Here is an 11,732-nt window from a genome sequence, read left to right as displayed (position 1 = left end):
CGCGTCGCCTGGAAGGGTGGCGCGCCGTCATGGCGCGAAGGGATCGACCTCGTGGACGATCTCCGAGACGTCGCCGTCGTATTCGTTTGCGGGTGTCACCGAGAGAGTGCCGTCGCCCGCGCGGAAGATGACGATGACGGCCATCAGCGTGGTGGCGAGGCTGAAGGCGAAGGCGTGTGCGTCGGGGAAGGACATCGATCCGGCTCCTGTTTCGAGCGGAGGACCATCCCCCCGCTGACAGGCGCCCGATGTGTTCGGCCGATGGCCGCAATCACCGCGCAGGCAACGCCGGCGCGGCGGCACGCTATGCGTAGTCCGACCCTTTACGGGTTGATGGCGTCAGGCCATCGGCTGGACCAAGGACCAGCGCCATTCAGCGGGGAGTGGTCTTCTCCGGGCTGGGAGCCGAGTCGATGTGGCCGTGACGTTGGTGAAGCCGTACTGTCTGCGCGAGCTGCCGTGCGACCTCACCTGCGTCATCCGCAAAGCCTGGTGGCCATTTCCTCGACGGCTCGCGCTGAAACCCGCCACGCTGAAAATGCGGATGGAGGTGGCTGATAATCCACTCGATGCGTGAAGGAGGCACCAAGCCGGCTTGAGCCGAATAATGGAGTGCCTTGGCGAGATCGTGCCCGATGTTCGCGCGGTTCCAAACATCATCGGTCGCGACGTTAAGCAGATAGGATTTGAGGAGGAGTTCGATGGCAATTGCAATCGCATGAAGGGCTTGATTGTCGAATCCTTGATCCGCCGCCCATTCGGCGGCTGCAGCCTTCACGGTGGCATTCTCCAGGAAAACCGCAGCGAGAACGGCGTCCGAACGTGCCGGTTTCGGGAGTGGCTTCAGTCGCTGCATTCGTTGCGTTATGCCATAGGCTTGGCCGTTTAGCAGGTGCCCGATGCGGCGGCGCTTACGCGCCGCCGAATTTCCACACCGGGATGCCGAGCTTCTTGGCTTTGTCGGCGAGGTTGTCATTGATGCCGGTGCCGGGGAAGTGCAGCACGCCCTTCGGCAGGATTTGCAGCATCTCGTCATTGCGTTTGAAGGGTGCTGCCCGGCCGTGCTTCGTCCAGTCGGGTGCAAAGCCGATCTGTGGGACATTGCGATTCCTGGCCCAGAGAGAAGCGATCTTCTCGGCACCCTTCGGCGACTTGCCGTGGATCAGCACCATGTCGGGGTGCTTCTCGTGAACCTGGTCGAGCTTGGCCCAGATGAGGTGATGGTTGTCGAAATCGAGCCCGCCGGTGACGGCGATCTTCGGTCCAGGCGGCAGGAGCACTTCCTGCTCGGCACGCTTCTTCGCCATGATGAAGTCGCGGCTGTCGATCATCGCCGAGGTGAGGTTGCGATGATTGACCTTCGATCCTGACCGCGGGAGCCAGGCTTTGCCGACCTGGCGTTCGTAGTGCTCGGCGGCCTGGTCGCGCATCAGTTCGAAGGCGGTCTGGCGTTCGACCTGTGTCTTGCCCTCGGCGATCAGGCGCTCGAGATCGACCGACTTCACCTCGCTGCCGTCCTGTTCGCGTTGGGAGCGCTTTTGGGCCTGCTCGTTGTCGTCGAGCTCGCGGTTGATCCGTTCGGCGGCGCGATGAAAGACGTTCACGGTCGACCAGAGGAGATCGTCGAGGTCGGGTTCGAGGCGCGTGTCCTCCAGGGTCACGATCAGGGCGTCGAAGATGTCGGCGACCGCGCCCGCGACCGCGTTGCCGTCCGGCAGAAGCCGCTGATCGGGTTCGTCGGCGAAAGGCCGGTAGCCGTGGAGCTGCAATTCGTTGAGGACGTGGTCAGTCGGTGAGGATTCGTGGTGCGGTTCGTAGTCGTCGAGATCGCGCATCGGATGCTCCGTCGGATGGACCGCGACCGTCGCGGCCTTCATGGCGACGAAGCACACCGGCGGGGCGGCCCTGCACCCGGAGCGCGAGCGAGGGCCGGAGCGTCAGCGGAGGATGGCGGAGGCCGGCTATTTTGTTTCGCGATGGAAAGCGGCCCCTTGGGGCCGCGCCGGAAAATAGTCGGCCGCAGCCATTGCCGGGCCGGCCTGCCTGTGGGCCGATCGCCCTCTCGAAGGCCGAGGCGCGGTCCTCTCCGATCCGCTGCGTCTGAGCGAGTACGGCGGCGGGGCCGCTGCCGCTTCCTTACCGGCTATGCCGCCAGCGCCATGAAGCGTGCGACGTCCTGCGGCCCGAGCTGTACCCGAGTCTGACTGCGCAATGTCGCGATGCCGAGGGTGCGGAGATCCTCGTTGAAGTCCCCGAGCTGTGGAGAGATCACGATCGCCTCGATCCCGGCCGCGTTCGCCCGTTCGATCAGGCTGTCACGCGCACCATCGCCTGCCGGATCGTCATCGCGCAGGATGTAGAGCCGCCGCAGCGTGTCCGGGAACAGGATGGCGGCGAGATGTGCCGCGGAGAGCGCCGCCACCATCGGCATGTTGGGCACGACCTGGCGGATTGAAAGGACCGTCTCGATGCCTTCGCCGGCTGCCATCACTTCGCCACCAGCGCCAAAGCGGACCGCGTTGCCGAGGAGATCGCCCATCGCCCGGCGCGGGGTTTCGAATGGCGCCTTGTCGTGGCGTCGTGAGTCGAGCCAGGTGCGATGCGCCCCGGTGATCATGCCGTCGAGGTCAGTGACAGCGGCGATCATGGCCGGCCAAGTCTCGGTCGGCGCATGCTCGTCCGGGCGATAATAGCAGTGCGGGTGGAAATACAGATTTCCGGCTCCACGGAGATCCGTAATGCCGCGTTGCCGGAGATACGCCGCGACGATTGTGCCCGCAATCGGCTGCGACATGCGGATGAGGCGCCGTGCGGCTTCGGGCGATCCATGTGGTGCGGGCGCCAGCGGCTGGAAGGCGGAGGGTTCCGGCGCTGGTGGTGGCATGCTGAGGAAGAGCCGAGCCTCGTCGGCGACATCCTTGAAGTCGATGAGGCCGCAGCTCTCGCGGATGACGTCGAGGAGGTCTCCATGCTCGCCGGTAGCGGCGTCAGTCCATTTCCCGGCGGGGCCTTTGGGCGAGTCCTTGAGCCGGACGTACATCGAGCGGCCCTTAGTGTTACGGGCGTCGCCCACCTGCCAGTAGTTGCCCTGACGGTGGCCATTGCTGAGATAATGGCGGCACACCGCCTCGGCCTGTCGGCCGAGACGTTGCGCGAGATCGGATGCGTCGAGACGGGCCATCACGCTGCCTCCCGCTCGCCGACGCGCTGGATCGGGTAGGTGCCGATCAGCTTGCCGATGATGGTCGCGCCGTCCGCGCCGACGGGCACGAAGAAGCGGAGCTTCCACGAGATGATCTCGCTGAAGAGGCCAAAGGCGCGCAGGCGCTCGCGCATCGCGTCGGTGAAGCCGGAGAGTTCGATGCGATCGGCGCCCATGACGCGCACGCGACGGAGTTGGAGGCCTTCGGCGAGATCGAGGATTGTCTTGCCCTCGATGAGCGCGGCATAGGCATGGTCGGCGGACAGGTTCGTCGTTCCGACTGTCGTGGCGTTGGCGACCCATGCGGGCGACACGCGGCGGCCGATGATCCGTTCCCCGTCATCGGTCTGGAGCCGATAGACACGGCTCGACTCGTTGGGCAGCCGCTTCCAGATCGGCAGCAGCAGGCCAGCGACGATGTGGATCGTGGAATCGGAATAGGCTGGCACCTCCGCGATCTCGGCGTTCCAGGCGGCGGTGAACTCGGCGCGACTGGCGGCGATCCAATGGCTTTCGTCCATCATGCGGATGGAGGCGTGATGCTGCTCCATCGGCCGGATCAGCCGCACGCGGCGTTCGATCTCCCCGTCGTCGAGCATCAGCGAAGGCGCTGGAAGCTGAACCGCGGCGCGGTGGGAGCGCTCGTTGACCAGCAACTTGGCGACCGGATCGTCGAGCCAAGCCATCGCCTCCTCGGCGGTCATCGGCCGGTTGCGCTCGCGCTGTTGGATGGTCAGCAGGCTGGTTTCCGCGCCGGTGCCGGGATGGGTGTAGATGGTCTGGCGATCGGTGACGACGAAGCTCTCCGCGCGCAGCGTCTCCAGTCCGATGTCGTAGATGCCGGCGGCGATCGCGCCCTCGACCTTGGCGGTCAGAAGCTGCTCGAAGGCGGCGAACAGGACGTCCTGCAGGTCGATGGTGAGCGCGAGCAGGCGGTTGAGAAAGGTTGTGATCGGCGGGAGCTCGTCCTTGATGCCGTTGTCGTCCATCAGCTTCAGGCCGGTCGTGTCCTCGAACCGCTGGAGCGAGCACCCTTCGATCTTGCCGCGGACGATCAGGATGTAGAGCTGGCGAAGCGCATCGCGCGCATAGTGGCTCTCCAGATTGTCCTCGGGTCGGAACAGGCCCTGGCCGCCGGTCTGGCGCTGTCCGCGCGTGATCGCGCCCAGCGTGTCGAGCCGGCGCGCGATGGTCGATAGGAAGCGCTTCTCCGCCTTCACATTGGTCGCGATCGGACGGAAGAGCGGCGGCTGCGCCTGGTTGGTGCGGTGGGTGCGGCCGAGGCCTTGGATCGCGGCGTCGGCTTTCCAGCCCGGCTCAAGCAGATAGTGGACGCGAAGCCGCGTGTTCCGTGCCGACAGCTCCGCATGGTAGCTGCGGCCCGTACCGCCGGCATCGCTGAACACGAGCACGCGCTTCATGTCGTCCATGAAGGCCTGGGTCTCGGCGAGATTGGCGGACGCCGCGCGGGTCTCGACCACAAGGCGCTGTCCCTTGCGCACGATACGACGCGAGCGGCCGGTGACTTCGGCCACCACGTCCGCGCCGAAATGCTGGACGATCTGGTCGAGCGCGCCCGGCACCGGCGGAAGGCTCGCGAGTTTCTCGATCAGCTCGGTGCGGCGGGCGACCGCCTCGCGGCTCTCGACCGGCTGGCCGTCGCGAAAGACCGGACGCGAGGACATATTGCCCTCGCCGTCGCTGAAGGGCTCGTAGAGCTGCACCGGGAAGGAATGGGCGAGATAATCGAGGACATATTCGCGGGGCGTGATGTCGACGCGAATGTCATTCCACTCCTCGGTCGGAACTTCGGCCAAGCGCCGTTCCATCAGCGCCTCGCCGGTCGAGACGATCTGGATGACCGCGGAATGCCCGGCCTCCAGGTCCGCCGCGATCGAGCGGATCAACGTCGGCGTCTTCATCGATGTTAGCAGATGACCGAAGAAACGCTGCTTGGCGCTTTCGAAGGCGGAGCGCGCGGCGGATTTGGCCTGGCGGTTCAACGTCCCGGTCGAGCCGGTGATGTTGGCCGCCTGCATGGCCGCATCGAGATGGTTGTGGATGATGGCGAAGGCGCCGGCATAAGCATCGTAGATGCGCCGCTGCTCGGCGGTCAGCTCGTGCTCGACCAGCTCATATTCGACGCCGTCGAACGACAGCGATCGGGCGGTGTAGAGGCCGAGCGCGCGAAGGTCGCGGGCAAGCACCTCCATCGCCGCGACGCCGCCGGCCTCGATCGCCTCGACAAACTCGGCGCGGGTCGAGAAGGGAAAATCGTCGCCACCCCACAGACCGAGGCGCTGCGCGTAGGCAAGGTTCTGGACCGTGGTGGCGCCGGTGGCGGAGACATAGACGACGCGGGCATTGGGCAAGGCGTGCTGCAGGCGAAGCCCCGCGCGCCCTTGCTGCGAGGGCGTGACATCGCCCCGTTCTCCCTTGCCGCCGCCAGCGTTCTGCATCGCGTGCGCCTCGTCGAAAATGATCACTCCGTCGAAATCGGAGCCCAACCATTCGACGATCTGCTTGACCCGCGAAACCTTCTCGCCGCGGTCGTCGGAACGCAGCGTGGCATAGGTTGTAAATAGGACGCCTTCCGGCAGAGCGATCGGCTTGCCCCGCGGGAAGCGCGAGAGCGGCGTGACCAGCAGGCGCTCCATGCCGAGTGCGGACCAGTCGCGCTGCGCATCCTCAATCAGCTTGTCGGATTTGGAGATCCAGACCGCCTTGCGCCGGCCCTGCATCCAGTTGTCGAGCACGATGCTGGCCGACTCGCGCCCCTTTCCGACGCCGGTGCCGTCGCCGATGAAGAAGCCGCGGCGGAAGCGGACGACGCCGTTTGCATCATCGGCGGCGGCCGCCACGACATCGAAAGTGTCGTCGATGGTCCAGGAACCTGCGAGAAAATCGGAATGGGCTTCGCCCGCGAAGATCAGGGTTTCGAGCTGGGAGTCTGAGAGCGAGTCCATGATGGTCGCTGGCAGCGTCGGCCGATAGCTCGGCTTGGGCGGGGCGACCGAGGCCATGGCGGCGGATTGCACGAGCTTGGTGGGATGGGCCTGAGAGCCGGGAATACGGATCGTCTGCAATCCGTATTGCTCGTAGATCGCGTCGCTGAGGCGGGCGCCCTCGGCCGGGGTCCAGTCGACGGTCTCATAGGCGAGCGGCACGCCCTCGGGATCGGCGAGGCCCACGCGGGTCGCCGATGTCGCCGCGGTGCGCGCGAGATAGCCGCGAACGGTGCGCGGCGTGGCGCCGGTCGGCATGACCTGAACAGCAGGCGCGACAGCCAGGCGCGGCGGCACATGCTCGGCGATCCACGTCATCAGCGTGGCGATGTCGGGAGCGGTGCCGGGGGACGCCGGAAATGCGGATGGCTCGTCGGCCGGGATCTTGTCGATCACGGTCAGCCGGGTTTCGACGGTCGTGCCGTGCTTGGCATAGACTGAGCCATGGACGGCGGCGGTGAACACGACGCGGCCCCTCTCCTGCAGGCGGACGAAGGCGTCGCGCCAGGCCGGTATGTCGGGGCCGAAATTCGCGCCGGTGATCGCGACCAGGCGCCCGCCATCGGCGAGCCGCGCGAGCGCGGATGCGAGATGGCGATAGGCTGCGTCGGCGACACGCCCCTCGACATTGGCGAGGACCGAGAATGGCGGGTTCATCACCACGATTGTTGGGACGGTCGCCGGGTCGAGATGATCGTCGATCTGGGCTGCGTCGAAGCGGGTCACGGGAATGGCCGGAAAGAGGGAGGAGATGAGTGCGGCCCGGGTTTCGGCGAGTTCGTTGAGGACAAGCGTGCCGCCGGCGATCTCGGCGAGGATGGCGAGCAGGCCGGTGCCGGCCGATGGTTCGAGCACGCGATCGGCGGGTGTGATGGCGGCCGCAGTGATCGCGGCCAGGCCGAGCGGGATCGGCGTCGAGAATTGCTGGAAGGCCTGCGCCTCCTCGGAGCGGCGCGTGTGGGTGGGCAGAAGTCCCGCGATCTTGCCGAACAGAGGAACCGCCGCAGCCGGAGACCCGGCTTTGCGCAAAAGCGCCTTTCCGTATTTGCGGAGCATGAGGACGGTTGCGGCTTCGCAGGCGTCATAGGCGTCCTTCCAGTCCCAGGCGCCGGCAGTATCGGACGCGCCGAAGGCGGTCTCCATGGCGGTGCGCAAGACCGCGGCGTCGATGCGCTCGCCGCGCTCGATGTGAGGAAGGAGGAGAAGTGCCGCGGCATGGATGGCGGCAGCGTCGGTCGGCTGATCGGCGGCGGTCGGCAGCGCCGCCGCAAGGGTGTGAGCATTCATGGGAGACGTCCTCGGGAGAGCGGAGCGGGAAAGCCCGCCGGCGCTCTCTCTCGGACCGGACGGGCTCAAACCCGTCCCGGCCTTCCTCTCGCTCTCAAGGGGCGCGGCCCGGCCGCGCCATCAAGCGACAGACAATGGTCTCGATGATGTCAGGCACCATCGCCGCCATCGATCACCTCGGCGAGCCAACCGTTGGTATAGATCCACGCCACAGTTTCGCCGGTCGCGAGATCGAGGACATGCGCGCCGCCACCGAAGCCATCGAGACGCGGCCGGGAGCAGGTGTTGGCGTACTGAAAGCCCCATCGGCCGGTGAGGTGGAATTCGGCGGCGCAGCGTATGACGAACTGGATCAGCCGTTCGGGATCGCCGGTGACATCGTCGCGCATCCAGAGTTTGGAGCCGCCATGCTCGGGCTGGATGGACAGGAGGAAGCCATCGGACGGCGGTTCCTCGGATGCTCCGTCCTCGGACAGTTGGTTGTAGAGATCGAGCGCGCGGGCTGCGGTCTCGGGCGTGCCGACATCGAGCAGGCATGAGAAATGGGTGAAATAGTCGGCCATGAGGCCACTCCCGGAGAGCAGGGAACGGGAGAGCCGGCAGGCGCTCTCTCCTCCATGTCCGGCTCGCCACGTCCGGGCCAAACTCTCCCTCTCGATCGGCGCGCATGAAAAAAGCCCGACGCCCCCGAAGGGACGCCGGGCTCGCCAAGTCAGATGAGGACCGCCGTCACTCCGCGGCGGCGAGGTGCCGTTCCTCCTCATCATCGGTGTTGGTCTCCTCGTCATCGCCGTCGAGGAAGTCCGGCAACGCCTCGTCGCCCTCGCCAGAGTCCGCCTCGGTGCTTTCGGCATCGGCGCCGGAATTGCGCAGCGGTTCGGGCAGCCAGCCCGTCTCGGCGAGGAGACGTTCGGCTTCGGTCGCCATGTCGCCCTTCTTCAGATGTGCGATGAGTTGGGCGGCGCGCTCGCCGGCGCCTTCACGCACCGCTTCGAGGATGCGGGGCTTGGTGACGCGGCCGAGATAGTTGGCGACGGTCGGCCGCCACCCGGCTTCGGCCATGTCGAGCCCGACCGCCAGCGACAGGCGATCGGCTTCGGCGATGCGCTGTTCGACACTATGCGCCGAGACACGGCCACCGTAGCGATCGGCCCGCTCATAAAGCGCATTGACGCCGAACGAAGCGCAATGGGCGAAGAGTTCGGCCTGTTCGGGGCCAGTCAGTGCGGCCAGCCCATCCCAGAGATCAGCGACTTTGGCCGGGAGCCGTTTGCGCCAGCTATCGTGCCGGGCCTCGATCGCCTTGGCATAGACGCTGGCACGAAGCCCTTCGGGCTGCGAATGGAAGGTCGTGCCCCGCACGCTGACCTCCATCGCGAAGCCGTACTGGCTGCCGCCGTAGAACACGTCCTGGCAGAACTTGTGCAGGACGGCGACGAAGGCGACCGAGGGATCGGTGGCGAGCTTGTCGCGGAGCGCGAGGGTGCGATCGGCGGTCAGCTCCGTGATCAGTCGATCGGGGAGCGGCTTGATCGTGTCGTCCTCGTCCTCCTCCTCGGGCTCGGCAGGTTTGCCGCAGATGGTGATGACCGCGCGCTGGACCGAAGGCGACGCCGGATAGTCAGCGTCATCGTCGCCGCCATCCTGCTCTTCACCCTCGCCATCGCCCGCCTGGTTGGCGATCTCGTCCTCGGGTCGGACATAGCCGCGGTCGATCGACAGCGTGCCGTCGGCGTCCAGGCTGACGAAGACCCCGGCGATCGCGATGTCGGCGGGTTCGTAGTGGACCGGCCGCTCGTCGAAGCTGGCGAGCGCGGTTTCGATTTCGCCAAGGCGCTGATCGATCTCGTCCGGCAACTCGTCGGCGTTCTCATATTCGGCCTCCAGCTTGGCGCACTCGGCGTTGAGCGCCTCGATGGTCGCCTGTTCGTCAGCCGTCAGGTCGAGCGGCGTGCCCACGATCTCGCGCAGGCCGTGGGTGGCGCCATAGGGGAAGCTCATCGCCACCTCGATCCATTTCCAGCCTTCGCCGGCGATCGCTTCGGCGGAGGCTTTCAGCTTGTCGGCGACCAGGCGATCGAGCAGCGCAGGATCCTGCAGCCAGCCGCCGTCGTCATCCTGGAAGAGATCGCGCAGCACGCAGCCGCCGTTGGTTTCATAGGCATCGATGCCGACGAATACGGCCCGCTTGTCGGATGCGCGGACGGCGGTCTCGGTCAGCATGCGCCGGATCTGGTAGGGTTCCCTCTGCCAGCTATTGCGAACCGACTCCCAGACCTGCTCCTGACGCGCATGATCGTTGGTGACGGTGAAGGCCATGAGCTGTTCGAGCGTGATGCCGTCCTCGGCATAGATATCGAGCAATGACGGCGAGACGGCCGCGAGGCGAAGCCGCTGCTTCACGACCTGGACGGACGCGAAGAATGCAGCCGCAATCGCCTCCTCGGTCATGCCCTTCTCGCGCATCGCCTGGAACGCGCGGAACTGGTCGAGAGGATGCAGCGGGGCGCGTTCGATATTCTCGGCCAGCGACACCTCGTCGACGAGGATGTCGGCATTGGCGTCCGACACCACGCACGGCACCTTGGAGGTCTTGGTGAGGCGCTTCTGCTTGACGAGGAGCTGCAGCGCGCGGAAGCGACGCCCGCCCGCCGGCACTTCGTACATGCCGGTTTCCTGGCCGTCGGCATCGAGCACCGGCCGGACGTGGAGGGACTGGATGAGACCGCGCCGGGTGATCGACTCGGCCAGCTCGTCGATCGAGACGCCAGCCTTGACGCGGCGGACGTTCGACTGGCTCAGCACCAGCTTGTTGAAGGGGATGTCCTGCGCCGACGACAGGGTGATCTTCTGAATGGCAGTTGCCATGAGACTTACTCCGCGACGGGCGCCGAAAGCCTCTCTCTCGACCCTAAACCCGTCACGAAGCGAAGCACCGCCCTCTCACTCTAGGAGGGCAGCGACACCATCAAACGCCATCGGTAAGGTCACTGCCAGAACCGGCGATGATCCCGCGCCAGTCCTTCGTATTCGCCCATGACGGCTTGATGCCGCCCTAGAAATTCGAGCGCGGTTCGATGCCGAGGAAGCGGATCATGTTGTCGGGCGCGACGAAGTTGACACCCGAACCCAAGCTGCGGTCGCCTGTTGCGACGAGGCGGCGGAAAATCGCTACCTTGTCAGGATGCATGGGGGCGCCGCCCCACACAGCGTCCTGTACATATCGCGCGATGAAACCGGCGAGGACGTCGGCGACCTGAATGCCGATAGAATCGTGCGATCGCTGGAATTGCAGGTCGGCCGCCTGCGAGAATTCGAAGTCGGCCGTCTGCAGGGGCAATTTCACGCCAAGCTGCGCCAGGTCCTCTGCGAGCTTCTTGTTGTGCAGAAGAATGTCTCCGAACTGCAATTGCTCGTCGTGGAACAGCGTCACGCCGGAAACCTGCTTTCGCGCGAAGCGATTGATCCGGGCGTAGATGTTGGTGAACGATGTCAGGTTCGGCAGAACCCAGAGCAGCTTCCCGGCGGGATTCTTGTCGGGAATCGGTAATGCCCGCTCGACGGCCTTGGCTTTCGGCAGCTTGCGGAAGTCCTTCAAGCTGTCGCGCGCAAAACGGATGATCCCCGCCGCCACGTCAGTAGGCGGAACTCCGCTTCCCTGCGCCCACCGAATTATTTGCTTGTAAAGTTCGCGTATTTCCGCGTGGTCTCTGCTTTGGCAACATGCGGCAAAGGCGTGAGCCAGCTCGGGAGGTGCATATAGCGCCATGTAGTTCGCCATAACGCCCTTCATCCAAAGGGCGCCAGGTTGAGTGTCGCATTCCCCCACATAGGGCACCACCATTCGCTCGATGATGTTCACGACAACGAAGAAGTGCTTGTCGACAAGCTCGATAAAGATTGGGGCGCGGCGCGTCTCAAGGAGGTCCAGAAGATCAAAGATGAAGCGCGGCTTGTCATAAGCCTGTTTTGATTTGAGCTCCGACGACTGGATGCGGTGCGCCTTTTTTAGTGCGCCCAATTTATCGGTGAAGTCCTGGTCGAGCGTGCAGCCGAATGCAGCCAAGGCGAACATGCGCTGTTCGACGAAGTAGGAGTCGATTTTGACCGTGCTCAGGTCGCCGGTATTGCCGCTTTCATCGATGTAATATTCCGCAGGCGCCTGCTCTAGCATTCTGTATCCAGTCGCTCGTTTGGCGATTGTGCTCCATGCCGCACCACTGAATAGGTGACCTGGA

General features: G+C 65.3%; 8 protein-coding genes. All 8 read right to left on the bottom strand.

From position 1 onward, the window contains the following. Positions 1–27: 27 nt before the first annotated feature. Entirely contained in the window at positions 28–195 is a 168-nt protein-coding gene (locus tag G8O24_RS31770; RefSeq protein ID WP_006022614.1) for a hypothetical protein, read from the bottom strand. Between the two features lie 178 nt (positions 196–373). Continuing rightward, on the bottom strand, positions 374–778 hold the full coding sequence (locus tag G8O24_RS31765; protein ID WP_155248356.1) for a hypothetical protein: 405 nt from the start codon (positions 776–778) through the stop codon (positions 374–376). 133 nt (positions 779–911) lie between these two features. Continuing rightward, positions 912–1,835 carry a DUF2493 domain-containing protein gene (locus tag G8O24_RS31760; protein WP_006022616.1) on the bottom strand — a complete coding sequence of 308 codons (924 nt, stop codon included), beginning with the start codon at positions 1,833–1,835 and terminating at the stop codon, positions 912–914. Positions 1,836–2,143: 308 nt separating this feature from the next. Next, positions 2,144–3,181 carry a DUF7146 domain-containing protein gene (locus G8O24_RS31755; RefSeq protein ID WP_006022617.1) on the bottom strand — a complete coding sequence of 346 codons (1,038 nt, stop codon included), beginning with the start codon at positions 3,179–3,181 and terminating at the stop codon, positions 2,144–2,146. Next, positions 3,181–7,494, bottom strand: coding sequence for a strawberry notch family protein (locus G8O24_RS31750; RefSeq protein ID WP_006022618.1), 4,314 nt, complete (start codon positions 7,492–7,494; stop codon positions 3,181–3,183). The genes G8O24_RS31755 and G8O24_RS31750 overlap by 1 nt, the downstream gene beginning before the upstream one ends. A 149-nt stretch (positions 7,495–7,643) precedes the next feature. Beyond that, positions 7,644–8,057, bottom strand: coding sequence for a hypothetical protein (locus G8O24_RS31745; protein WP_006022619.1), 414 nt, complete (start codon positions 8,055–8,057; stop codon positions 7,644–7,646). A 166-nt stretch (positions 8,058–8,223) separates the two neighbouring features. Further along, entirely contained in the window at positions 8,224–10,362 is a 2,139-nt protein-coding gene (locus tag G8O24_RS31740; RefSeq protein ID WP_188106285.1) for a ParB/RepB/Spo0J family partition protein, read from the bottom strand. 187 nt (positions 10,363–10,549) lie between these two features. Beyond that, positions 10,550–11,668 carry a DUF3800 domain-containing protein gene (locus G8O24_RS31735; RefSeq protein WP_006022621.1) on the bottom strand — a complete coding sequence of 373 codons (1,119 nt, stop codon included), beginning with the start codon at positions 11,666–11,668 and terminating at the stop codon, positions 10,550–10,552. Between the last annotated feature and the right edge of the window lie 64 nt (positions 11,669–11,732).

The sequence above is a fragment of the Bradyrhizobium campsiandrae genome, from assembly GCF_014529705.1.
Classification (GTDB): domain Bacteria; phylum Pseudomonadota; class Alphaproteobacteria; order Rhizobiales; family Xanthobacteraceae; genus Bradyrhizobium; species Bradyrhizobium campsiandrae.
Note: the sequence above shows the minus strand (reverse complement) of the source record. Positions and strands in the feature narration are given on the sequence as shown.